At 66.0% G+C, this 22,417-nt stretch carries 23 protein-coding genes; 13 read left to right on the top strand and 10 right to left on the bottom strand.

The window, feature by feature from the left end:
• Positions 1-3 precede the first annotated feature (3 nt).
• Positions 4-537, bottom strand: a complete 534-nt coding sequence (pyrE, locus tag MAAFP003_RS02690; RefSeq protein WP_096284212.1) for an orotate phosphoribosyltransferase — start codon at positions 535-537, stop codon at positions 4-6.
• Between the two features lie 18 nt (positions 538-555).
• Positions 556-1,404 carry a trehalose monomycolate transport factor TtfA gene (gene ttfA / locus MAAFP003_RS02685; protein WP_096284210.1) on the bottom strand — a complete coding sequence of 283 codons (849 nt, stop codon included), beginning with the start codon at positions 1,402-1,404 and terminating at the stop codon, positions 556-558.
• A 118-nt stretch (positions 1,405-1,522) separates the two neighbouring features.
• Here ttfA and MAAFP003_RS02680 point away from each other — a divergent pair, with 118 nt between their 5' ends.
• Complete coding sequence (locus MAAFP003_RS02680; RefSeq protein WP_207768443.1) at positions 1,523-1,954, top strand: DsrE family protein; 432 nt, start codon at positions 1,523-1,525, stop codon at positions 1,952-1,954.
• A 17-nt stretch (positions 1,955-1,971) separates the two neighbouring features.
• Positions 1,972-2,796 (top strand): enoyl-CoA hydratase/isomerase family protein, encoded by an 825-nt coding sequence (locus tag MAAFP003_RS02675; RefSeq protein WP_096284208.1) that lies wholly within the window; start codon positions 1,972-1,974, stop codon positions 2,794-2,796.
• Between the two features lie 82 nt (positions 2,797-2,878).
• On the opposite strand, the gene clpB is transcribed toward MAAFP003_RS02675, so the two are convergent.
• Positions 2,879-5,431 (bottom strand): ATP-dependent chaperone ClpB, encoded by a 2,553-nt coding sequence (gene clpB, locus MAAFP003_RS02670; RefSeq protein WP_096290831.1) that lies wholly within the window; start codon positions 5,429-5,431, stop codon positions 2,879-2,881.
• A 122-nt stretch (positions 5,432-5,553) separates the two neighbouring features.
• Between clpB and MAAFP003_RS29495 the strand changes: the two genes are divergently transcribed.
• From MAAFP003_RS29495 to MAAFP003_RS02650, 4 genes are read left to right on the top strand one after another with little or no spacing between them, the layout of a single operon-like run.
• Positions 5,554-6,489 carry a DUF3060 domain-containing protein gene (locus MAAFP003_RS29495; protein ID WP_243393746.1) on the top strand — a complete coding sequence of 312 codons (936 nt, stop codon included), beginning with the start codon at positions 5,554-5,556 and terminating at the stop codon, positions 6,487-6,489.
• Between the two features lie 30 nt (positions 6,490-6,519).
• On the top strand, positions 6,520-7,704 hold the full coding sequence (locus MAAFP003_RS02660; RefSeq protein WP_096284206.1) for an FAD-binding oxidoreductase: 1,185 nt from the start codon (positions 6,520-6,522) through the stop codon (positions 7,702-7,704).
• A 16-nt stretch (positions 7,705-7,720) separates the two neighbouring features.
• A complete protein-coding gene (locus MAAFP003_RS02655) occupies positions 7,721-8,611 on the top strand; it encodes an aldose 1-epimerase (RefSeq protein ID WP_096284204.1) in 891 nt (296 codons plus the stop codon).
• Between the two features lie 5 nt (positions 8,612-8,616).
• A complete protein-coding gene (locus MAAFP003_RS02650) occupies positions 8,617-8,952 on the top strand; it encodes a YbaB/EbfC family nucleoid-associated protein (RefSeq protein WP_096284202.1) in 336 nt (111 codons plus the stop codon).
• A 4-nt stretch (positions 8,953-8,956) separates the two neighbouring features.
• Here the strand turns inward: MAAFP003_RS02650 and MAAFP003_RS29035 are convergent, their stop codons facing one another.
• On the bottom strand, positions 8,957-9,394 hold the full coding sequence (locus MAAFP003_RS29035; RefSeq protein ID WP_165796291.1) for a hypothetical protein: 438 nt from the start codon (positions 9,392-9,394) through the stop codon (positions 8,957-8,959).
• Between the two features lie 48 nt (positions 9,395-9,442).
• On the opposite strand from MAAFP003_RS29035, the gene MAAFP003_RS29030 reads away from it, so the two are divergent.
• Together MAAFP003_RS29030 and MAAFP003_RS02640 are read left to right on the top strand one after the other, a co-directional pair.
• The gene (locus tag MAAFP003_RS29030; RefSeq protein WP_165796290.1) at positions 9,443-9,763 is read left to right on the top strand and encodes a WXG100 family type VII secretion target; all 321 of its coding nucleotides are present in this window, start codon (positions 9,443-9,445) and stop codon (positions 9,761-9,763) included.
• 2 nt (positions 9,764-9,765) lie between these two features.
• Positions 9,766-10,056, top strand: coding sequence for a WXG100 family type VII secretion target (locus tag MAAFP003_RS02640; protein ID WP_165796289.1), 291 nt, complete (start codon positions 9,766-9,768; stop codon positions 10,054-10,056).
• Here MAAFP003_RS02640 and MAAFP003_RS02635 read toward each other — a convergent pair.
• Entirely contained in the window at positions 10,031-11,152 is a 1,122-nt protein-coding gene (locus MAAFP003_RS02635) for a hypothetical protein (protein ID WP_096284197.1), read from the bottom strand. The genes MAAFP003_RS02640 and MAAFP003_RS02635 overlap by 26 nt on opposite strands.
• Before the next feature lie 90 nt (positions 11,153-11,242).
• Between MAAFP003_RS02635 and MAAFP003_RS02630 the strand changes: the two genes are divergently transcribed.
• The gene (locus tag MAAFP003_RS02630) at positions 11,243-12,559 is read left to right on the top strand and encodes a putative toxin (RefSeq protein WP_096284195.1); all 1,317 of its coding nucleotides are present in this window, start codon (positions 11,243-11,245) and stop codon (positions 12,557-12,559) included.
• Complete coding sequence (locus MAAFP003_RS02625) at positions 12,556-13,194, top strand: HEAT repeat domain-containing protein (protein ID WP_096284193.1); 639 nt, start codon at positions 12,556-12,558, stop codon at positions 13,192-13,194. The genes MAAFP003_RS02630 and MAAFP003_RS02625 overlap by 4 nt, the downstream gene beginning before the upstream one ends.
• Here MAAFP003_RS02625 and MAAFP003_RS02620 read toward each other — a convergent pair.
• From MAAFP003_RS02620 to dnaK, 4 genes are read right to left on the bottom strand one after another with little or no spacing between them, the layout of a single operon-like run.
• Positions 13,191-13,577, bottom strand: coding sequence for a heat shock protein transcriptional repressor HspR (locus MAAFP003_RS02620; protein WP_096284191.1), 387 nt, complete (start codon positions 13,575-13,577; stop codon positions 13,191-13,193). The genes MAAFP003_RS02625 and MAAFP003_RS02620 overlap by 4 nt on opposite strands.
• Positions 13,577-14,764 carry a molecular chaperone DnaJ gene (dnaJ, locus tag MAAFP003_RS02615; RefSeq protein WP_096284189.1) on the bottom strand — a complete coding sequence of 396 codons (1,188 nt, stop codon included), beginning with the start codon at positions 14,762-14,764 and terminating at the stop codon, positions 13,577-13,579. Before dnaJ ends, MAAFP003_RS02620 begins: the two co-directional genes overlap by 1 nt.
• A gap of 53 nt (positions 14,765-14,817) precedes the next feature.
• Entirely contained in the window at positions 14,818-15,495 is a 678-nt protein-coding gene (gene grpE, locus MAAFP003_RS02610) for a nucleotide exchange factor GrpE (RefSeq protein ID WP_096284187.1), read from the bottom strand.
• Positions 15,492-17,354: a molecular chaperone DnaK gene (gene dnaK / locus MAAFP003_RS02605; RefSeq protein WP_096284185.1), complete on the bottom strand. Its 1,863-nt coding sequence runs from the start codon at positions 17,352-17,354 to the stop codon at positions 15,492-15,494. The genes grpE and dnaK overlap by 4 nt, the downstream gene beginning before the upstream one ends.
• Before the next feature lie 411 nt (positions 17,355-17,765).
• On the opposite strand from dnaK, the gene MAAFP003_RS02600 reads away from it, so the two are divergent.
• Entirely contained in the window at positions 17,766-18,926 is a 1,161-nt protein-coding gene (locus MAAFP003_RS02600; protein ID WP_096284183.1) for a sulfotransferase family protein, read from the top strand.
• A 1-nt stretch (position 18,927) separates the two neighbouring features.
• Here MAAFP003_RS02600 and MAAFP003_RS02595 read toward each other — a convergent pair whose 3' ends face one another.
• The gene (locus MAAFP003_RS02595; protein WP_096284181.1) at positions 18,928-19,821 is read right to left on the bottom strand and encodes a LysR family transcriptional regulator; all 894 of its coding nucleotides are present in this window, start codon (positions 19,819-19,821) and stop codon (positions 18,928-18,930) included.
• A gap of 143 nt (positions 19,822-19,964) precedes the next feature.
• On the opposite strand from MAAFP003_RS02595, the gene MAAFP003_RS02590 reads away from it, so the two are divergent.
• Together MAAFP003_RS02590 and MAAFP003_RS02585 are read left to right on the top strand one after the other, a co-directional pair.
• Positions 19,965-21,455: an aldehyde dehydrogenase family protein gene (locus tag MAAFP003_RS02590; protein ID WP_096284179.1), complete on the top strand. Its 1,491-nt coding sequence runs from the start codon at positions 19,965-19,967 to the stop codon at positions 21,453-21,455.
• Between the two features lie 10 nt (positions 21,456-21,465).
• Positions 21,466-22,416 carry an amidohydrolase family protein gene (locus MAAFP003_RS02585; RefSeq protein WP_096284178.1) on the top strand — a complete coding sequence of 317 codons (951 nt, stop codon included), beginning with the start codon at positions 21,466-21,468 and terminating at the stop codon, positions 22,414-22,416.
• Position 22,417 lies beyond the last annotated feature (1 nt).

The raw sequence follows: 22,417 nt of genomic DNA, 5'->3' as shown, positions 1-22,417 counted from the left end.
GCCCTAGCCCAACCCCAGATCGGCCAGGCCCAGCACGCTGCGATAGAGCAGGCCCTCGGCCTGGATGGCCTCCGCGGCGCCGGTGGCGCGGTCCACCACGGTGGCCACGCCGACGACTTCGGCTCCCGCGTCTTGCACGGCATGCACCGCCGTCAGCGCCGAGCCACCGGTGGTGCTGGTGTCCTCGACGACCAGCACCCGTCGTCCCGATACCTCCGAGCCCTCGATAAGGCGTTGCAGGCCATGGGCTTTCGCGGACTTACGCACCACGAAGGCGTCGATCGGGCGTCCGGGCGCATGCATGATGGCGGTGGCGACCGGATCGGCGCCCAGCGTCAGCCCGCCGACGACCGAGTAATCCCAGTCGGCGGTGAGTTCGCGCATCAGCACCCCGATCAGGGCGGAAGCTCGGTGGTGCAGCGTGGCCCGGCGCAGGTCGACGTAGTAGTCGGCCTCTTTGCCCGACGACAGGGTCACCCGGCCGTGCACCACTGACAATTGACGCACCAGTTCGGCTAGTTCGTCGCGATCAGACATATTGCGGCGCAAGGGCTTTCAGCGCTGGAAGTTGCTGGCCTGCTGGCCGTTGCGCCCGGTCGACGACGGAGGGCGCCGGATGGCTTCGGTACGGCCCTCGTCGTGGCGGGTGGACTCCGGGGCACGACGCGCGGCGTCTCCGAGCAACCCGGAAACATCCTGCGCCGAGCGCCGCGGCGGCAATTCCGCCCGTCCGGCCGGCGCCAGCGGACGGCTGGGCGCCGCGCTGCGCAGTCCGGCCGGCTCGTCGCTGTCGGCAGGCACCGGCGGCAACACACGGAGCAGATCGTTGAACTGCCGCACCGTGCGCAGCCCCTCGTCCCACTGCGTGCGCGTGCTGGACACCGGCATCGCGACCAGCGTCCAGTTCTGCTCATTCCACATGATCTCGGCGCAGTCCGGCGCGGTGTGCGCGAAGGTGACCATCCGCCGGTCGCAGGCCCGCCGGGCCGCGTCCAAGTTGGTCGAGTACACCATCCGCGGGCCGATCGCGCCCAGCAGCCAGATGTCGCTCTCGCGCGGCTCTTTCAGTCCTTTGAGCCGAAGGTCGACGACCACGTTGGTGCCCACCTTGCGATGCAGCGCGATCACCGTGGCGACTTCCTCGAGATCGAAGATGTACACCGCTTCGCCGCGGATCTGCCCCAGCACGACGTTGTGGGCGGAAACGTCCCCCACCGTCGACATCACGCCCCGCTTCCAGCGCTTGAGGATGTCGGTCGATTCGCGCTCGTAGTCGAATCCGTGCGAGCGAGCCCACGACTTGCGGCGCCTGCTGCGCCCCCGCCGACGGTCGACGTCGACATACAGCAACACCACCGCGCCGACGAAGCACAGCGCGGAGAGCGTGAACCAAAGGGGGACCATCCTAAGTAGCGTATCTGCTACCCCGCCCGAACCGAGAATGCGACCTGGTCACAACCACATTAAGGTTTGCCAGGACGCTGCGTGTCCGATCGGTTTGCCGGCCGATTGGAAGTAAGAAGTGTCAGGTCAAGACGATTCGCTGCATATCGACGTCCCCGTCGAGCTCGACGAGGTGAACGTCGTGTTCAGCGTGGCATCGCTGTCCTTCGAGGGCGATATGCCGGCCGTGCTCCTGCACGCGGGGCTCGCCCTCGCAGATGCCGCCGAATGGCAGGTGCAGCCGCACGTGGTCATCGTTTTCCACACCAACGCGGGGCACGCCACCCTCGACGATCCGACGTACAACGCCAACCGGCACGTCGCAACCGGCAACCCGTACAAGGCGGTCATCGTCGAACTCGCGCGAAAGGGCGCGCAGGTCGAGCTTTGCGGCGCCACGGCCAATGCGATGGGCTGGGGCAACGCCGACCTGATCCCCGGAATCAAGATCAACCGCAATGCGATGGCGCGGCTCGTGCAGCGGGGATACGTGAAGATTTCGGAGTCCTAGACCCGTAGGGTTCGGCCATGGGCTACCAGGGCTATCAGCTGATTCGCGTCGCCGCTGCCGACGGTGTTTGCCGGGCGACGATCGACAACCCTCCGATCAATCTGCTGGACGTGCCGCTACTGAACGAGTTCGACCGGCTGGCCCGCCAGGTCGCGGCCGACGACGAGGTGCGCGTGCTGATCGTCGACTCCGCCGACCCGGAAATCTTCATTGCCCACGCGGACGTCGGGCTGATCCTGGACCTGCCCGCCTGCAAAACCGGAGACGACGTCGGGCTGCACGACGAGCTGACGCCGTTTCACGCCATGACGGAGCGGATCCGGACCCTGCCCAAGGCCACGATCGCGGTCATCGAGGGCGTCTGCCGCGGCGGTGGCTGCGAGTTCGCGATGGCCTTCGACATGCGATTCGCCGCGATCGGCGCGACGGTCCTGGGTCATCCCGAGTTGGCGGTCGGCATCATCCCGGGCGGTGGCGGTACCCAGCGGCTGCCCCGGCTGGTGGGCCGGGCGCGCGCCCTGGAAGTCATCCTCGGCTGCCTGGACATCGACGCCGAAACCGCCGAGGCCTGGGGATATGTGAACCGCGCGCTGCCTGCCGAAAAGCTGCGGCGATTCGTCGACAAGCTCGCCGCCCGCATCGCGTCGTCGCACGCGGTCGCCATCGCCAACGCCAAGCGTGCGGTCGACGCCGCCACCACAGACCTGCCGACCGGGCTGCGCATCGAGGATCAGCTGTTCCGCGAAACCCTCGCACAGCCGAAAGCCCGCGAACTGCTGCAGGCAGTAATCGACGCCGGCGCCCAGACCCGTGACTTCGAGCTGGGCGATCGGCGCCGCTAGTCGGAACATGCCGAACGTGCTCTGAGAGCGGAAATATCGCTGCTCAATTCACGCCGTGAGAGCACGTTCGGCGTCAAGGGGATCAGCCGAGGATCAGGCCGTCGCCGTCCGGGCTGACGTTGACCGGAACGGTGTCGCCGTCGTGGACATCGCCGGCCAGCAGCAGCTTGGCCAGCTGGTCGCCGATGGCCTGCTGCACCAACCGGCGCAGCGGACGGGCGCCGTACACCGGGTCGAACCCGCGCTGGGCCAGCCATTGCTTGGCCGGCAGCGACACCTCGAGGGTGAGGCGACGCTGCGCCAGCCGTTTCTGCAACTGGGCCAACTGGATGTCGACGATCGAGACCAGTTCGCCGGGTTCGAGCCCGTGGAAGATGATGACGTCGTCGAGGCGGTTGATGAACTCCGGCTTGAACGCCGAGCGCACCGCGGCCATCACCTGCTCCTCGCTGCCACCCGACCCGAGGTTGGACGTCAGGATCAGGATGGTGTTGCGGAAGTCGACCGTGCGGCCCTGCCCGTCGGTCAGCCGGCCCTCGTCGAGCACCTGCAGCAGCACGTCGAACACGTCGGGGTGCGCCTTTTCGATCTCGTCGAACAGGATCACCGTGTACGGACGCCGCCGCACCGCCTCAGTCAGCTGACCGCCCTGGTCGTAGCCGATGTAGCCGGGCGGGGCACCGACAAGGCGGGCCACCGAGTGCTTCTCGCCGTACTCGCTCATGTCGATGCGGACCATCGCGCGTTCGTCGTCGAACAGGAACTCCGCCAGCGCCTTGGCCAGCTCGGTCTTACCGACACCGGTCGGGCCCAAGAACATGAACGACCCCGTCGGCCGGTTGGGGTCGGCGACCCCGGCGCGGGAACGGCGCACCGCGTCGGACACCGCGGTCACCGCCGCCTTCTGCCCGATGACGCGCTTACCCAGCTCGTCTTCCATCCGCAGCAGTTTGGCGGTCTCGCCCTCCAGCATCCGGCCGGCCGGGATGCCCGTCCACGCCGACACGACATCGGCGATGTCGTCGGGTCCGACCTCCTCCTTGAGCATCACGTTCTCGCGGGCCTCGGCATGCGGCAGTGCGGCGTCGAGCTTCTTCTCCACCTCGGGGATGCGCCCGTAGCGCAGCTCGGCCGCCTTGGCCAGGTCGCCGTCGCGCTCGGCGCGCTCGGACTCCCCGCGCAACGTTTCGAGCTGCTCCTTGAGGTCGCGGACGATGTCGATGGCGCTCTTCTCGTTCTGCCACCGGGTGGTCAGTTCGGCCAGCTTCTCCTTCTGGTCGGCCAGCTCGGCACGCAGCTTCTCCAGCCGCTCCTTGGACGCCTCGTCCTCCTCCTTGGCCAACGCCATTTCCTCGATCTCGAGGCGGCGCACCAGGCGCTCGACCTCGTCGATCTCGACGGGCCGCGAGTCGATCTCCATCTTCAACCGGGAAGCGGCCTCGTCGACGAGGTCGATGGCCTTGTCCGGCAGAAAGCGGGCGGTGATGTAGCGGTCGCTCAGCGTGGCCGCGGCCACCAGCGCGGAGTCGGTGATCCGCACCCCATGGTGCACCTCGTAGCGGTCCTTGAGCCCGCGCAGGATGCCCACAGTGTCCTCCACCGACGGTTCGCCGACCAGCACCTGCTGGAAGCGGCGCTCCAGTGCGGCGTCCTTCTCGATGTACTTGCGGTACTCGTCGAGCGTGGTGGCGCCCACCAGCCGCAGTTCACCCCGGGCCAGCATCGGCTTGATCATGTTGCCGGCGTCCATCGCGCCTTCGCCGGACGCGCCGGCGCCGACGATCGTGTGCAGCTCGTCGATGAACGTGATGATCTGTCCGGCGGAATTTTTGATGTCGTCGAGCACGGCCTTGAGCCGCTCCTCGAACTCGCCGCGGTACTTCGCGCCGGCCACCATCGAGCCCAGGTCCAGGCTGACGACGGTCTTGTCGCGCAGGCTGTCCGGCACGTCGCCGGCGACGATGCGCTGAGCCAGGCCCTCGACGATCGCGGTCTTGCCGACGCCGGGCTCACCGATCAGCACCGGGTTGTTCTTGGTGCGGCGGGAAAGCACTTGCACCACCCGGCGAATCTCGTTGTCGCGGCCGATCACCGGATCGAGCTTGCCTTCGCGGGCCCGCTCGGTCAGGTCGGTGGAGTACTTCTCCAGCGCCTGATAGGTCGACTCGGGATCGGCGCTGGTGACCCGGGCACTGCCGCGGACCTTGACGAACGCCTCGCGCAGCGCCTGCGGGGAGGCACCGTGCCCGGTGAGCAGTTTGGCGACGTCGGAGTCGCCGGTGGCCAGGCCCACCATCAGGTGTTCAGTGGAGACGTATTCGTCGTCCATCTCGGTGGCCAGCTGCTGGGCAGTGGTGATCGCCGCCAGCGATTCGCGGGATAGCTGCGGTTGCGAGCTGGATCCGCTGGCCTGCGGCAGCCGTTGCAGAAGTTTTTCGGCTTCGGCGCGAATGGTCGCGGGCTCGACACCGACAGCTTCCAGCAGCGGCGCCGCGATCCCATCGTTTTGTGTCAGCAGCGCCAAAAGCAGATGAGCCGGCCTGATCTCGGGGTTACCGGCGGCGCTGGCCGCCTGTAGCGCCGACGTCAGAGCCGCTTGCGTCTTGGTGGTCGGGTTAAAAGAGTCGCTGGCCAACCGAGACACCTCCGTTCGGGTATAGGGGAAATGCTTGTCCCGTTGTTCAACGCCGTCAAGGTTGAGTCTGTTCCGCTCAAGTTTAGATTTTTTCGGCTCGATGCGATAGGGGACTTTGGTCCATGAATCAGACGGATAAGGACCTCGCGCCGCCGCCGCGCGGGGTTCCGGCCACCTTCTGGCTCGCCGAGCTGCTGCCGTTTCGCTGGTGGTACGTCTGGACGCTGCTCGCGGTTGCGATCGTCCCGGTCGTGCTGTGGATCCGGCGGCCCGCGGCCTTCGCCGCGGCGGCGGTAATCACCCTGGCCGGGATTTATGCCGTGCAGCTGTTCGGCGCGCGGGTGCGAATCGGATTGCTCAAGTGGGGCCGGGTCGCAACCGTCACGCGCACTGAAAAGCTCTCGCGTGCACAGCATTTCAACACACGACTGCCGATGGCACATGATTGGACGGTCACCCGGGAGCGCTGGAGCGGTCCCAACACCACGACCGAGGTGTTTTACACACTCGACGGCCACCGGGGCGAGCTGGTGGCGCGCGGTCGCGAATACGTCGACGGGGTGATCCTGGCCGACACGCGCAATCCGGCGCGGGCCCGCTGCGTGACCGCTTTCGCCTACGACCTCGACCGCGACGAGAACGGCAATTGGGCCGGCACGCTTAGCCCACGGCTGCGGGTGGGGATGGCCTGCTGGTTTCTCATCGTGATCGGCTGGCTGGTCGTGGCGGGTTTGGCGGCGACCGGGACCCGCACCGGCCTGGCCGGCGGCAGCCTGCCCACGAACGTCCCCAGCTACGGCACCTTGCAGGTCAACGGGTCCGGCACCACGAAGACGATCCCCTGCAACGGCGGCTATCTCTCGGTGAGCGGCGTGGATAACACGATCACCGTCACCGGCCACTGCACCAGCCTCAGCGTCGCCGGCAAGGGGAATCGCGTCACGATCGACAGCACGGACGCGATCAGCACGACGGGCACCGACAACATCGTCACGTATCACTGGGGCTCACCGAATGTCGCCAACACCGGAACGTCGAACACCGTCGGCCAGGGCTGACGTGCCTGGGCGAGCCTAGAATCGGGCCCCGTGGGATTAGAGGACTCCGCTGCGTTGCGGGTACTGCGCGACGCGCTGGCCCCGGACGACTCGGGCGCCGGCGGCGAGCTGGTCCATCGCTTCTACACGCACTGGTTCGCGATCGACGGCTCGGTGCGCGACCTGTTCCCGCCCGAAATGGCCGCTCAGCGAGCCGCTTTCGGCCACGCACTGCACTGGGTTTACGGCGAGCTGGTGGAGCAGCGCGCCCAGGAGCCGGTAGCCTTTCTCGCCCAGCTCGGCCGGGATCACCGCAAATACGGTGTGCTGCCGGCACATTACGAGTCGCTGCGGCGGGCGCTGCGGACAACACTGCGCGCCCACTTGGGCCAACATAGTCCCGGGGCCTGGACAGATGCCGTCGACGAAGCCGCCAACCAGTCGCTGAACTTGATCACCGGAGTGATGAGCGGGGCCGCCGACGCCGAAGAGGGACCCGCGTGGTGGGACGGCACCGTCATAGAACATCAGCGGGTATCCCGGGACCTCGCGGTGGTGCGGCTGCGACTCGACCGCCCGATGCACTATCACCCGGGTCAGTACGTCAACGCCCAGGTTCCGCAATGCCCGCGACGGTGGCGGTTTCTCAGTCCTGCCATTCCCGCCGACCCCGGTGGCGGGATCGAGTTCCACGTCCGTCAGGTCCCCGGCGGCCTGGTCAGCACCGCGATCGTCAACGAAAGCCGACCTGGTGACCGGTGGCGGTTGTCCAGCCCGCACGGTGGCCTACACGTCGACCGCGACGGCGGCGACGTCCTGATGGTGGCCGGCAGCACCGGATTGGCACCGCTGCGCGCGCTGATCATGGACCTGACGCGCCACGCGAACAACCCGCGGGTACACCTGTTCTTCGGCGCGCGCTACCGCTGCGAGCTGTACGACCTGCCGACGCTGTGGCAGGTCTGTGCCCACAACCCCTGGCTGTCGGTCTCGCCGGTGTCGGAATACAACAGCGATCCCGCGTGGGCCACGAACTACCCGGACGTCACACCGCCGCGCGGCCTGCATGTCCACCAGATCGGCCAACTCCCCGAGGTGGTCACCAAATACGGCGGTTGGGGCGACCGGCAGATCCTGATCTGCGGTGGGCCGAAGATGGTCCAGGCGACCACGGCCGCACTGATCGCCAAAGGCACCCCGGCGGAGCGCATTCAGCACGACCCGCTCAGCCGCTAACGGCTAGGCTGGCCGCGTGCATGTGGTGACCCTGCGCGACCCCACGTCATCGGCGGCCGCACAATTCGTGCCGGACGCGGGCATGATCGGCATCTCGCTGACCGACTCCGGAGTGGAGTTGCTCGGCCAGCGGCGCGGCCTGGATGCCTACATCGAAGCCGGCAAGACCATGGGCATCCCGATTCTGTATCCCTGGGCAAATCGGTTGAGCAGCAACACTTATACCGCTGAGAACGTGACCGTCGAGCTGACACCGGGTGAAAACGGGGTGCGCGCGGATCCCAACGGCTTGCCGATCCACGGCACTCTGGCCGCCTACCCCGACTGGCGGGTGGCCGCCGAGTCGGCCAACGAGCTGACCGTCGAGGTCGACTTCGGTGCCGAGCCGCGGCTGCTGGCCGGCTTCCCGTACCCGCACCTGCTGACGGTGTCGGTGCGACTGGCCGAACGGACGCTGACCGTGCGCACCACCGTCACCGCGACCGGTGAGACCGCGGTGCCGCTGTGCTTCGGCTTCCATCCGTATCTTCGGGTGCCCGACGCGGCGCGCGGCGAGTGGATCATCGAGACACCGCCGTTGCGGCATCTGGGCCTCGACGAGCGCGGCCTGCCCACCGGCGGATTCTCCCAGCAGCCGGCCAAGAAAGAACCCTTGGGCGACAATGCTTTTGACGATGCCTACGACCAGGTGGCCAAAGGTGCGGTGTTCGCGGTGTCCGGCGGCGGACGCCGGCTGGAAGTGCACTTCGAGCAAGGGTATTCGGCGACCCAGATCTTCGCCCCACCCGGCGAGGACCTGGTCTGCTTCGAGCCGATGACCGCGCCTACGGACGCGCTGAGCCGCGGCGGCTACCGCACGGCGCGCCCCGGCGAGCCGGCGGTCTCGGTGTTCTCCATCCGGTTCTAGCAGTCGTGCGCCCGGAGGTCGAGCAGCTGCTGCAGCAATGGAACTCGGTGCTGTCACTACTCGACGAGCAGGTCGAGCGGATGCGCACCGAGGCCTTCGCGGTCAGCGATCAGACCGGCACCGTCGAGGTTACCGTCAACGGTCAGCTGCGCCTGGTGGACCTACGCATCGATCCGGGGATTATGGGCCTCGGCGCTCGGGAGGTGTCCGAACGCATCAACGAAGCCCTGAGCGAGGCAATGGTTTTCGCGAATGAAAATGTCGATGCCGAAGTGGGCGAACTGGAGAGCCGGGTCGTCGAGGCGCTGGCGAAGCTGCGAGATTTACCGCCGGCGCGGTAACGGCTCAGGCCGTCCACACCCGCGGCTCTTCGCGGTGCGCGGTGGGCGCCACCAACTCTGCCTCGCCGTCGGCGTCGATGGCGTAGGGAAATATCAGTCCGATGGCCACCCCGTCGCGGTGTTCGACGGTGATCTCGATGCCGTCCCGATTCCGTTCGGGCAGAGTCACATTCAGTGCTACTGCGGCGGCGCGCAGGCTGTCCTTCAGATCGGCGACGGCGCGCCACTGCGCGGCGAGCTGATCGCCGATCGGCACCTCTTGGCCGCGGGGATAGTTGGGTTGGAGGGCTTGGCGTTCGCCGTCGATGGACACCGCGAGGGTGAAGGGCAGGAACTCCCCCGCCGACGCGATGCGTTCCAGCGCGAAATCGACGGCGGCGTCGACCAGGTCATCGAGATCGGCCTGGGCTTCTGCTGTCACGTTGTCACGCCAACCGGCCATGCGTTTGAGGGTAGCCTGAGCCAGGACCTCTTTCGAAAGGTGCGGGGGATGGCGGGGAATGAGCTACGGGCCTACTGTGCGGGGTTGACACACGCGTCCAAGGTGGCCACCGATGCGGCCGACGAGATCGAGGGCCTGCGTGCCAGGCTCGGAACACAGCTGGATGGCCTCGGCCGCACCTGGACCGGACAGGCGGCCAGCGCGTATCTGAGCATCTGGGCCGAGATCAACGACGAGTGCGGCGACATGCTCGGCGACTTGCGCTGGATCGGAGAATCGCTGTCCGCTGCGGCCGCGGCCTACGCGAAAATGGAAGACACCGGGGCCGACGCGCTCGGCAGCATCGCGCCTCCGGCGAGCGGGCTCTGATCGTGGCGCGGCGCACCGTCAACGAGGCCGAGCTGGTGGATGCGGCCGACGCATTGCGGCAGTTCTGTCAGACGATGAAGGACCGCCTGAACGAAGTCGCCACCGATTTGAAGGGCCTGCAACAAACCTGGGACGGTGTGGGATTCGACGCGTTCCTCGAGCGGCTGCAGCACTGGCAACGCTGGGCCGACGAGATGAGCGAGGTGGTGTTCGACATGCACCTCAATGCGCATATCGCCCATCGCAACTACGTGCACAACGCGGAGGTCAACACCGCGATGTGGGGCGGATAGCTGCCGGGCTGTTGGTCGGCAGGTTCGACGGCCCGTATTCAGAGGGAATTGCTGTGACGCGCAACGACTTCGGGAAAGGATCGGGCAGTGCGGCCAGTTGGCCGCGATCGGCGGGCTCGTCGATGGGCACATACATGGCGCCCTCGTCGTAATATGTCGTGTCCTCGGGCGGCAAGTAGTCACCGACCAACGGCAGGTAGTCACTGCCCAGCCAGGTCCACCAGATCGGCGGGTCCGGTAAGCCGAGAATTCCGTCGGCGCCGCGCAGGGTGCCGCTGCGGTCCCAGCTGAGGTCCGGGGGTCCGGACAGTTTGTGGTTGCGCAGCACTTCGCCGGTGGCCAGCAAGCTGCCGCGTCGTCGGGCGTACTCGACGAAGAAGCGCCGCACCGTGTTCCGCCACTGCGGTTCGTCCAACGGCTCGGCGACCACCCTGAGATGGTCGACCATGTTGCCGCCGTACACGTTTGAGTACAGCCCACCGTCCAGGCACGGCAGCGTCGCGGTGAACCAGGCTACATCGGAATAGGTGGAGACGAATTCGTCGTCACCATCGCGGTCCAGCCGGTGTTGATAGGGATAGTAGCTGCCAAACCGGCGTGGAAGTGCTTCGGGCAGAAGCTTTCTGGCAAGTTCCAGCCAGATCCTGGGGGCACTGGGTGCAGATTCCGGCGAGTACCAATGCAGGTCGAGAATGCGGATCAGCTCGGATGTGGGGCGCGGCACTTTGCGGGCCCGTTTGGCACCGAGAATCTCCTCGGTCTGCTCGTCGATCGCCACGCCCCCCGCGGCCACGGCCAGGGCTTTCGCGAAGCGCCGGGCGGGCTTGGTCTCGGCGGGGTTGCTGCCTTCGACGATGACCTGCCAGCTGGTGGTGGGCTCCAGCACGTGCGGCATGACGTCGTCGGGCACATCCTCGGGATCGATCTCGTACGGACCGAACACGGTGAACGCATAGTTCTCCTGCTTGCCCCGCAGCACACTCACCTCGCGGTCACCGCGTTCGCCGACGGTCAGGCCGGGAATGGTTGCGACGATCGCGTCCAGCTCGTCGGCGTCGATGCTGGATGGGGCATAGATCGTCAGGTCGTAGGACATTGCGTCGACGCTCCTGCTCAGGTGACTAACGCGTAGACCCAGGCTGCCATAGACTCAACCGCCAAGCGTGAGAGTGGGGCGGGGCCACTGGTGACGGACGTCGATCCAGAGTTGTTCTACGATGCGGCCGCTGCCTATAAGGAGAACAGCGACCATACCGCCGCCGCGCTGAACAAGCTGACCGGGGTGGACGCCGCCAACGCGGCCGGCACGCACGGCGTTGGCCCGCAGTGGGCAACGGCCTACGACGCCGCCGCCGACGAAGTCGGGCAGGTCGCGTACCGGCTGGTGAATGCCTTTCACAATCTGGGCAGCCTGCTGCGCCAAGACGGGGTCAACCACGACGAAACCGAAGATGCCTCGACCCTCAACCAGCGGGATGCCTACGGGGCGCCGGTTACACCGCCGGGTGAATCCGCGGGAACCTTTATCGACGCGGCCGTAAAGGTGAGTTCGGTTGCGGGAGGCGGCGATCCCGAGCCGCCGCATTGGGACCTGGTGCGCGGCCAGATCACCGACGGCTGGCCGGACGGTCACCCCGACCACGCGCTATCGGCCTCGGCGGCGTGGGAGACCTTCGGCCACGACCTGGTGGGCATCGACGATCAACCCGGGCCGGAGGAACAACGGCTGATCGTCGACGTCGAGGCGGCTGAAATCGCCTTTGTCATAGACCGACTCAATGAAGCGCGCATGGTCAGCACCGATATCGCGGGCGCATGCGGCGACATGTCGCGCGCGGCCAAGGATTACGGCAACGAGCTGAAATCGGTCAAGGACGACATGGCATTCATCGTCAAATGCCTCTACCTGATCGTGACGGCCCTGGATGCCTACCCGCCGCAATTGCATCTCATCGCCGAGGCCATCAAAAACACGTTCATCGCAACGGCCGTCACTCAGATCAACGGGCTCAACGCCGCGCTGCGGGTGACGGCCACGGCGTCGATGAAGGACTTGGGAGTAGCGGGTACCGCGATGGGCACCGCACTGCCGGCGGTCAAGTCGATCCTGGCGCTGGTGCCGCGCAGCGTTACTCCCACGCCGACGCAGCGGGTCAACGACAACCGGCGCAAGGGCCGTCGCGCCGAAGAGATCGCCGGCATCGACCAGACTGTGCCGAAGCAACGGATCCAGATAGTCGATCCAAACACTGGTAAAACCAGATACCGCATTCCTGACGAGCTCGACCGGGACAACCACGTGGTTCGAGAGGTAAAGAATGTCCAGAAACTCCGCGTCACGCAGCAGATTCGCGACTTCGCCGAATACGCGCAGGAACGTGGCTTCAAGTTCGTCATCGTCGTGGACAAGGGTCGCACCGACTACCAGGGAGCATTAGAGACCTTGCAAAGGGATTATCAGGGCTTACAGGTAGAGATCGATGACAGCAGGAACTTGTCGTGAGTGGACACAACGAAGACCCAGAGGCCTGGCCCGAGTACCGACGGGCACTGAAACGCGAACTGAATGAGGCGGGCATTCCCGAAGACACCGTCTGGCAGTTAGTAAATTCGAAGATCGACTACCCGCAGGCAGTGCCCATCATCGTAGACTGGCTACAACATCTTGATGAGCGTGTCCCGCCGGGGGAAGAGCGGAACGCATTGCGCGAGGGGCTGATTCGCAACCTGATCACGAAGAACGCCAAAGGTAATCGTGCCGCGATCGACGTCTTGTTTCAACAAATCGAGATCGACCCCCCACTGGGCAGGTTTGAACTTGAGCCCGTTGGATATGCGCTTTTCGAGATCCTTGAACGCTCCGATTTCCCGCGGGTCGCTGCCGCGATCCGCTCTGAGCGGGATTTCCCTACCAAATCGTGGCTGGTGCGCTGGATCGGTCGATTCAAAACCGCGGAAGCCAAAGAGCTCGCCGTTAGCCAGCTTTCGAATCCCGCGACGCGTGATGCGGCCATGGCAGCCCTGGTGCGCCAGAAGGCCACCGGCGTGCGCGATGCCGTGGCCGTGTACCTCGACGATGAGCACGAGGTCTGGCGCAAGGAAGCGCGAAAGACTCTCGACAAACTGCCCGAGGACTAACGCCGCTTACGGGGCTGCCACACCACCAGCGCGGTGCTCTTGGGCACCACCGCGACATCGCGGCGCTGGTTGGCGCGCAGCATGGCGATTTCCTCGGCCATCTCCTTGAGCCGCGACTGCAGTGCCTCGACCTGATTGGTCAGCTCGATGATCCGCTTGATGCCGGCGAGGTTGACGCCTTCGTCCTGGGAGAGCCGCTGCACCTCACGCAACAGATCCACATCGTGCTGCGAATAACGCCGTCCGCCACCGGAAGTGCGGCTCGGTGTCACCAGCCCGAGGCGATCGTAGGTGCGCAAGGTCTGCGCATGCATGCCGGCCAGCTCGGCCGCCACGGAGATCAAAAAGGTGCGGGCATCCTCTCGCTTGGAGTTTTTCGCCATCAGCGGTTACCCGCCCACCCCGCGCGCGGGTTGAACCCACTGGCGCGCTCGGCCTCCGCGTAGGCCTCCAGGGCCTCCTGCGCGGCGCCCTCCAAGTTCGGTGGCACAGCGACTTTCACGGTGACCAGCAGATCTCCGCTGCCCCCGCTGCGCTTAGGCACACCGCGTCCGCGCACCCGCAGGATCCGGCCGTCGGCGGTGCCCTTGGGCACCCGCACGCCAACCTTGCCGTCCAGCGTGGGAACCGAAAGCGTTGATCCCAAGGCCAATTCGCTGAAGCTGACCGGCACCGTCACGGTGAGGTCGTCGCCGTCGCGGCTGAAGACCTTGTCCGGCCGCACATGCACCGTCACGTAGAGGTCGCCCGAGGGTGCTCCGCGCAACCCCGCCTCACCCTGCCCGGGCAGCCGAATCCGCTGTCCGTCTTCGACGCCGGGAGGGATTCGCACGTTGATGGTGCGGGTGCGGGTGGTGACGCCGGTGCCTTTGCACTCGTCGCAGGGGTGCTCGATGATCGAGCCACTGCCCCGGCAGTCGGTGCAGGGCTCGGAGAAACCGAATGCACCCTGGTTGCTGCTGACCACACCGGCGCCGTTACAGGTGGGACACACCTTCGGGCTGGTACCCGGACGTGCGCCGCTGCCATGGCAATTGGTGCATGGTGCCGGGCTGGTCAACCGTAACGGCATCGCGACGCCGTTGGCGGCCTCGACGAAATCCAGCTCGGTTTCGGTTTCCAGATCGTTGCCACGCCGGGGCCGGCTCGGGCGGCCACTCGCGCCGCGTCCGAATAAGCCACCGAACAGGTCGCCGATGTTGGTGCCTCCGCTGCGGCCCGCGGCGTCGAACAGATCGTTGAGATTGAACTCGGCGCCATCAGAGCCATAGCCGCCCACGTTGAACCCCCCGAAGCCGCCGGTGTCGAACCGCCGACCGCCAAGACCACCACCGGCGAAGAGCCGACGGGTTTCGTCGTACTCCTTGCGCTTGGCCGGATCCGACAGCACGTTGTGCGCTTCCGACACCGCTTTGAACCGTTCACCGGCGGCGGGGTTGTCGGGATTCGCATCCGGATGCAGGTCACGCGCCAACTTGCGATAGGCGCGCTTTATCTCTTCGGGGCTGGCGTCGGAGGAGACGCCAAGCTCCTTATAGAAGTCCTTTTCGACCCATTCACGCTGGGCCATGTCGCGTCACCTCCCTTCACCTTTCGCTGTTTCTGTTGTGCTGATTCTGTGCCTTAACCACCGGCAGTGTCGGCATTTTCGTCGGTGTCGCTCGCGCCGGGGTCCGCGCTTGGCGAGGCGCCGGCTTCATCGCCCACGCCCGAGACCGTGTCAACAACGCCAACCAGAGCGTGACGCAAAACGTTCTCGCCCAGTTTGTAGCCCTCGCGCATCACGGTGCCGATCACTGGCCTGGACCCCTCGCCGCCATCACCTTCGTGCTGGACAGCTTCGTGCAGCACCGGGTCGAAATCCTCGCCCTCGGCGCCGAACGCGACCAGACCAAGTCCGGTCAGCGCGCTCATCAGCTTGTCGGCAACGGACTTCAGCGGGCCCGATTCCAGGTCACCGTGCTTGCGCGCGCGCTCGAGATCGTCGAGCACGCCCAGTAATTGGCTGACAACGGTGGCCTTGGCCCGATCCGCCGCGGCCTGCTGGTCACGCAGCGCACGCTTGCGATAGTTCGCGAAGTCGGCTTGAACCCGTTGCAGGTCGGCGATCAGTTCGGCCGCCTTGCCCGCCTCCTCCGGAGTTTCGCCGGCGAACGAGTCGGACGCTGCCCCGCCCGGCGCCCCAGCAGTTTGGGGGCCGGGTGGGACATCGCGTACTTCTCCGGTCTCGGGATCGATCCGCCGCTTGTCGGTGACAGTTACCTGCTCTTGCGGATTGCCGTGTTGATTTCCTTGAGTCACTTGGACTCCCGGTCGTCGTCGACCACCTCCGCGTCCACGACGTCATCAGCGGAGCCGGATGAGCTGCCGGACTCGGCGCCGCCGGCCTGTCCGCCGGCCGCTTGAGTGGCTTCGTAGATCGCCTGACCCAGCGCCTGAGACTCCTGGCCCAGCTTCTCCATCGCCGCCTTGATCGCGGAGATGTCGGTGCCGCCCAGCGCCGACTTGGCCTCGGCGATCGCGCCGTCGACCTTGGCCAGCGTCTCCTCGGGAACCTGCGACCCGCCCTCGGCTTCGCGCTGCTCCTTGATGAACTTCTCGGTCTGGTAGACCAAAGACTCGGCCTGGTTGCGAACGTCGGCCTCTTCGCGACGTTTGCGGTCCTCCTCGGCGTGTGCCTCGGCGTCCTTGATCATCCGGTCGATCTCCTCCTTCGACAGGCCGGAGCCCTCCTGGATTTTGATCGTGTTCTCCTTGCCGGTGCCCTTGTCCTTCGCGGTGACGTGCACGATGCCGTTGGCGTCGATGTCGAAGGTGACCTCGATCTGCGGGACACCGCGCGGAGCCGGGGGGATACCGGTCAGCTCGAACGAGCCGAGCAGCTTGTTGTGCGAAGCGATTTCGCGCTCACCCTGGAAGACCTGGATCTGCACCGACGGCTGATTGTCGTCGGCCGTGGTGAAGGTCTCCGACCGCTTGGTCGGGATGGTGGTGTTGCGCTCGATCAGCTTGGTCATCACGCCGCCCTTGGTCTCGATGCCAAGGCTCAGCGGTGTGACGTCAAGCAGCAGAACGTCTTTCACCTCACCCTTGAGGACACCCGCCTGCAGCGCGGCACCCACGGCCACGACCTCGTCGGGGTTGACGCCCTTGTTGGGCTCCTTGCCGCCGGTGAGCTCTTTGACCAGCTCGGTCACCGCGGGCATGCGGGTGGAACCACCCACCAGCACCACGTGGTCGATCTCGGACACCGAGATGCCGGCGTCCTTGATAACCGACTGGAACGGCTGACGCGTGCGGTCGAGCAGATCCTGTGTGATGCGCTGGAATTCGGCGCGGGTCAGCTGCTCGTCGAGGAACAGGGGGTTCTTGTCCGCGTCGACGGTGATGTAAGGCAGGTTGATCGAGGTGCTCTGCGAACTCGAGAGCTCGATCTTGGCCTTCTCGGCGGCCTCACGCAGCCGCTGCATCGCCATCTTGTCCTTAGTCAGGTCAATTCCGCTGGTGCCCTTGAACTTGTCGACGAGCCACTCGACGACACGGTCATCCCAGTCGTCACCACCGAGGTGGTTGTCACCACTGGTGGCGCGGACCTCGACCACACCCTCGCCGATCTCGAGCAGCGAGACGTCGAACGTACCGCCGCCGAGGTCGAAGACCAGGATGGTCTGTTCCTTCTCGCCCTTGTCCAGGCCGTAGGCCAATGCCGCCGCGGTCGGCTCGTTGACGATGCGCAGCACATTGAGGCCGGCGATCTGGCCGGCTTCCTTGGTGGCCTGACGCTGGGCGTCGTTGAAGTACGCGGGCACGGTCACGACCGCGTCGGCGACGTCCTCGCCCAGGTACGCTTCCGCGTCGCGCTTCAGCTTCTGCAGAATGCGGGCGCTGATCTCCTGAGCGGTGTATTTCTTGTCGTCGATCTCGATGGACCAGTCGGTGCCCATGTGCCGCTTGACCGAACGGATAGTGCGGTCAACGTTGGTGACCGCCTGGTTCTTGGCGGGCTGGCCGACGAGCACCTCACCGTTGCGCGCGAAGGCGACGATTGACGGCGTGGTGCGTGAGCCCTCGGAGTTCGCGACGACGACGGGGTCGCCACCTTCTAGAACTGCGACGACGGAGTTGGTGGTCCCGAGGTCGATACCGACCGCACGAGCCATAGTGATTCCTCCTGATTGTGTAGAGCTTCTTTGGTGCCACTATGCTGAGTGAACCCCGCTCAAGCCTGCCCCCGAGGGTGCCGACCTGTCAACCCAGTATTGAGTCTGGGTCACTCAACTTGTCGATGATGCTAACGATTGGTGTCGGGAGCTTGTTCCCGGGGGCTTTACGATTTTTGCGACGGGTTTGATCAGCCCGGGTACCAGTGGATACGGCGCGATTCCCAAACTCGCCGTGTCGTTGAAATGACGTTCTTGTTAATTACGCATGCGTAGCACAACGAATCCGTAGCGTCCGCACTTGTCCAGTACATGTGTCCAAGTTCCTCCGCCAGAAGGGCGATGCGTCATGACTGCTCCTTGGGTCGTCGTTTCCCGACGCGCCACCCAACAGTGTCGGCTCAACCTGCGATGAAGGCCGGCTGTTCGACCTCGCGATGGTGGCACGAGTGGGCCGCCCCGCTGTGGATCGGCTGCAACTTCACCGCCTGGATGCGCCTGCTGATCCGCAACCGCTTCGCAGTGCACTGGAGCCGCTGGCACTACGCCGTGCTCTACACGGGCCTGTCCGTCGTCAACTCTTTCCTGGGGACGTGGCAGAACATCGTGTTCAGCAGGCGAGTCGCCAACACGGCGGTCGGCCATGCGCCGATCTTCATCATCGGGCACTGGCGCAGCGGCACCACCATGCTGCACGAAATGATGGTGCTCGACGAGCATCACACCGGTCCGACGACTTACGAATGCATTGCGCCGCATCATTTTCTGCTGACCGAGCGGTTCGCCCGTTTCGCCGAATTCCTGACGTCGAAGCATCGCGCGATGGACAACATGGACATGAGCATGGCGCACCCACAGGAAGACGAATTCGCCTGGTGCATGCTGGGACTGCCCTCGCCCTACCTCACCATCGCGTTCCCGAACCGGCCGACCCAGGACGAGCACTACCTGGACATGGACAAGTTGAGCGCCCGAGAACTGGAAACCTGGAAGCAGACCTTTTTCCGGTTCGTCCAGCAGGTGTACTTCCGCCGCCGCAAGGCAATCGTCCTGAAGAGTCCGACGCACAGTTTCCGGATCAAGGTGCTGCTGGACATATTTCCGCAGGCGAAGTTCATCCACATCGTCCGGGATCCGTACGTCGTCTATCCCTCGACCGTGAACCTGTTCAAGTCGTTCTCCTTGGTGCACGGGCTGCAGCGGCCGACGTTCCAGGGACTGGATGAAAACGTCCTGTCCAACTACCTCGACCTGCATCGCAAGCTGGACGAAGGACGCGAACTCGTTGACCCGGCACGGTTTTACGAGTTGCGCTATGAGGATCTGATCGGCGATCCCGAAGGTCAGCTGCGCAAAATGTACGAGCACCTGGAGCTGGGTGACTTCGATCGGTACCTGCCACGGCTGCGGAAATACCTCGACGACAAGGCTTCCTACCGGACGAACGAGTACGAAGTGACGGCCGAACAGCGCGCGATCATCGCGAAGCGCTGGGCCGAGGTCATCGAACGCTACGGCTACGGGGCGGTGGCCGAGGACGCTGTGCTTGAACAGGTAGCCATCGCAAGCTGATTCAGCGGGAAGCGACTTCGTCGATCAGCGCGAGGACGGCGCGGGTAGCCGCGCTGGTCGACCGGGCCGAGGACGTGGTGACGAACAATCGCCATTCGAGGTCGTAGTCGCTGACGCGCAGCGTGGCCAGGCCGAAATCGTCGATCTCGTCGAGGATGGTCCAACTGAGGAAGCCGATCCCCAGGCCGTTGCGGATGTAGGTCGCGGCCGTGCCGAGGTCGGCGACCTCCACCGCGACGGTCCGTTCCACACCGGCGGCGGTGAACGCGTTGTCGATCACGGTTCTGGTGCCGTATCCCGGCGGGCTGTCGACGAACGACATGCCTTCCAGTTCGGCCAGCGGCACCGAATCACGTTGAGCCAGTGGATGATCGGCCGGTACGACCAAAAGCAGCGGAACAGCCGCGACGAGCCGGGCGTTCAGGTCGGCCGGCGGCGGGCCGGTGAAGACCAGAAAGGCGACGTCGAGATCGCCGTCGCGCAGCTGGCGGGCGAGGCCGGCCGATCCGGCGCTGGCGGCGCGCAAGTGCACCGTCACCCCCGGATGCCGGGTATGCAGTTCGGCCAGCACCGCGGGCATGTCGATCACGCTGATCGACGTCAGAATCCCCACCGTGACGGTGCCGCGGATCGAGCCGCGGGTGGCGTTGACGGCGTCCTTGGCCGCGCGGGCGGCATCCAGGGTTTCGCGGGCGCGGGGTCGCAGCTCCTCCCCCGCCGGAGTCAGCTCGACGCCCGCCGAACCCCGGACGAATAGCTCTGCGTCGAGTTCTCGCTCCAGGGCCTTGATCGTCGCCGACACCCCCGATTGGACGACATGCAACTTTTTTGCGGCCTCGGTGAAGCTCCGGTTATCCGCGACGGCGAGGAAGTACTCCAGATGACGCAGCTCCATGCAGCAATTATCACCGCCCGTGCTAGTACCCATCAGAACATTTCGTTGGCCCTGATGCCGCAGCTAAACGTAGCGTCGACGACGTCGAGCGTGACTGACCGCCCGTCGACCGCCCCCACCCCCCAACCTTGCTGGACGTGCCAATGACTCTGCAAGCTCCCGCCCTGACCAGGACCAGAACACGCTGGTCGTCTGCCTCCACCGACGACCAATTCGTCGTCGAGAACCCCGCGACGGGCCGAACCGTCACCGTGGTGCAGGGAGCGGGACCCAACGAGGTCGACCAGGCGGTGCGCAAAGCCCACGCCGCACACCTGCGCTGGAAGCAGCGGCCGGCCCGGGAGCGCGGGGGCTATCTGCGCCAGATCGCCGAAGTCATCCGCGCGCACGCGGACGAACTCGCGGTGCTCGAGTCTCGGGAAATGGGCAAGCCGATCGCCCAGGCGCGCCAGTTCGACCTCGAAGCGGCGATCTCGATCTTCGAGTTCTTCAGCAGCATCGTGGAGAACCTGCCGAACAAGGCGCGCGACCACGACACCGTCCTGGACGTCACCACGCTCGAGCCGTACGGCGTGATCGCGGCCATTGTGCCGTTCAACTGGCCACCCATCCACACCGCCGGGAAGATCGCTCCGGCACTCGCCGTCGGTAACGCCGTCGTGCTGAAGCCACCGGAGCAGACCCCCTCGGTCGTGCTGCGCATGGTCGAGCTGATTCAGTCGGTGCTGCCGGACCGCGTGGTGCACGCCGTGCCGGGCAAGGGCGAGGTGGGTGCTGCGCTCGCCGGACATCGCCTGGTGGGCAAGGTGTCCTTCACCGGGTCGCCGCGGACGGGTTCGGCCGTGATGCGCAATGCCGCCTGCAACCTGACCCCGACGCTGATGGAACTGGGCGGCAAGAACCCGCTGATCGTCTTCGACGACGCCAACATGCACGAGGCGCTGATGGCGGCCATCGACGGCGGCTTCTTCAACCAAGGCGAGGCGTGCACCGCGTCGTCGCGAATCCTGGTGCAGGACAAGATCTATAACGAGTTCGCCGCGAAGCTGTGCAAGGCGGTGACAAAGCTGCGGGTGGGCGACGGAGCCGATCCCACGACGGATGTCGGACCGTTGGTCACCCGGGCGCAGCAGAAGCAGGTGCTGGACTACCTCAAGCTCGGCGTGGCCGAGGGCGCGCGTATCGCCGCCCAGGCGCCGCTGCCCGACGACCCTCGCCTGGCCGACGGGTTCTACGTGTCGCCAACCGTGCTGACCGATGTGACTCCGCGGATGCGGGTCGCCCGGGAGGAGATTTTCGGACCGGTCGTCACCCTGATCCCGTTCACCGAGGAGGGTGAGGCGGTGCGGATCGCCAACAGCACTCCGTTCGGACTGGTGGCGGCGGTGTTCACCCAGGACGGCGACCGCGCGTTGCGGGTGAGCCGGCAGATCCGGGCCGGCGCCGTCTTCGTCAACAACTATGTCCGGATCGCGATCGGCACCGGATTCGGCGGGGTGGGCCACAGCGGCTTCGGACGCGAGCACGCCGAGGAGACGCTGGCCGAATACGGCTACACCAAGACGATTCGGTGGGCGGCCAAGCGCGACGAACTGCCGTATTGGACCGCGGCCAACCGCGTCCTGGAGAGCTGAGGACGACCAAGTGCGGACCATCGCACTCGAAGAGCATTACGCCACAGCGGGATTCCTGAGCGGCCCGGGGAGCTGGCTCGCATCGCGCGCGGGCGTGATCGAGCCCATCGCCGATCTCGGCGACGGCCGCATCGCCGCGATGGACGAGGCGGGTATCGATCTGGCGGTGCTGTCGCTGGCCGCGCCCGGTGTCGAGCAGCTGGACGGCCCGAAAGCGGTCCCGCTGGCCCGCGAATGCAACGACGAACTCGCCGCGGCGGTCGCCCGGTACCCCGGGCGGCTGGCGGGCTTCGCCTGCGTGCCGGTCAGCGCGCCCGACGCGGCGGCCGACGAATTGGAGCGGGCGATGCGCACGCTCGGCTTCGTGGGCGCGGGGATCAACGGGCACAGCCAAGGTCGCTATCTGGACGACCCGTTCTTCGAGCCGATTCTCGATCGCGCGGCGGCGCTCACCGCTCCGGTCTATCTGCCCCCGACGATCCCGCCGGCGGGCGTCATCGAGTCCAGCTACGCGGGGTTCTCCCCCGAGGTCACGTTTGCCTTCGCGACCGTGGGGTGGGGCTGGCACATCAACACCGCCACACACCTGCTGCGGCTGATCCTCGGCGGCGTATTCGACCGCTACCCGCAGTTGCAGATCGTGATCGGGCACATGGGGGAGTCGACGTCGTTCATGCTGCCGCGCTTCGACGCGACGCTGAGGCCGGAACTGACCGGACTCGACCACCCCGTGAGCACCTACCTGCGGCGCAACGTGCACTACACGTTCGCCAACTTCAACGACGAAGCGACATACGCCAACCTGGTCGCCCAGGTCGGCATCGACCGGGTGGCGTTCTCGGCCGACTACCCGTTCGGGTCGATGAAGGCCGCCCGCGCGTTCCTGGAGGGGCTCGAGCTGACCGACGACGAACGGGCGCGCATCAGCCACCGCAACGCCGAGAAGCTACTGGGTCTGTGAC

Origin of the sequence: Mycobacterium ahvazicum (assembly GCF_900176255.2) — a bacterium.
GTDB classification, from domain to species: Bacteria; Actinomycetota; Actinomycetes; order Mycobacteriales; family Mycobacteriaceae; genus Mycobacterium; species Mycobacterium ahvazicum.
This window is presented reverse-complemented; position numbering and strand designations above follow the sequence as displayed.

Coding starts and splice junctions, on each gene's coding strand:
- pyrE (WP_096284212.1), bottom strand. CDS start 537: ATGTCTGATCGCGACGAACTAGCCGAACTGGTGCGTCAATTGTCAGTG.
- ttfA (WP_096284210.1), bottom strand. CDS start 1,404: ATGGTCCCCCTTTGGTTCACGCTCTCCGCGCTGTGCTTCGTCGGCGCG.
- MAAFP003_RS02675 (WP_096284208.1), top strand. CDS start 1,972: ATGGGCTACCAGGGCTATCAGCTGATTCGCGTCGCCGCTGCCGACGGT.
- MAAFP003_RS29495 (WP_243393746.1), top strand. CDS start 5,554: ATGAATCAGACGGATAAGGACCTCGCGCCGCCGCCGCGCGGGGTTCCG.
- MAAFP003_RS29035 (WP_165796291.1), bottom strand. CDS start 9,394: ATGGCCGGTTGGCGTGACAACGTGACAGCAGAAGCCCAGGCCGATCTC.
- MAAFP003_RS29030 (WP_165796290.1), top strand. CDS start 9,443: ATGGCGGGGAATGAGCTACGGGCCTACTGTGCGGGGTTGACACACGCG.
- MAAFP003_RS02635 (WP_096284197.1), bottom strand. CDS start 11,152: ATGTCCTACGACCTGACGATCTATGCCCCATCCAGCATCGACGCCGAC.
- MAAFP003_RS02620 (WP_096284191.1), bottom strand. CDS start 13,577: ATGGCGAAAAACTCCAAGCGAGAGGATGCCCGCACCTTTTTGATCTCC.
- dnaJ (WP_096284189.1), bottom strand. CDS start 14,764: ATGGCCCAGCGTGAATGGGTCGAAAAGGACTTCTATAAGGAGCTTGGC.
- dnaK (WP_096284185.1), bottom strand. CDS start 17,354: ATGGCTCGTGCGGTCGGTATCGACCTCGGGACCACCAACTCCGTCGTC.
- MAAFP003_RS02600 (WP_096284183.1), top strand. CDS start 17,766: ATGAAGGCCGGCTGTTCGACCTCGCGATGGTGGCACGAGTGGGCCGCC.
- MAAFP003_RS02595 (WP_096284181.1), bottom strand. CDS start 19,821: ATGGAGCTGCGTCATCTGGAGTACTTCCTCGCCGTCGCGGATAACCGG.
- MAAFP003_RS02590 (WP_096284179.1), top strand. CDS start 19,965: ATGACTCTGCAAGCTCCCGCCCTGACCAGGACCAGAACACGCTGGTCG.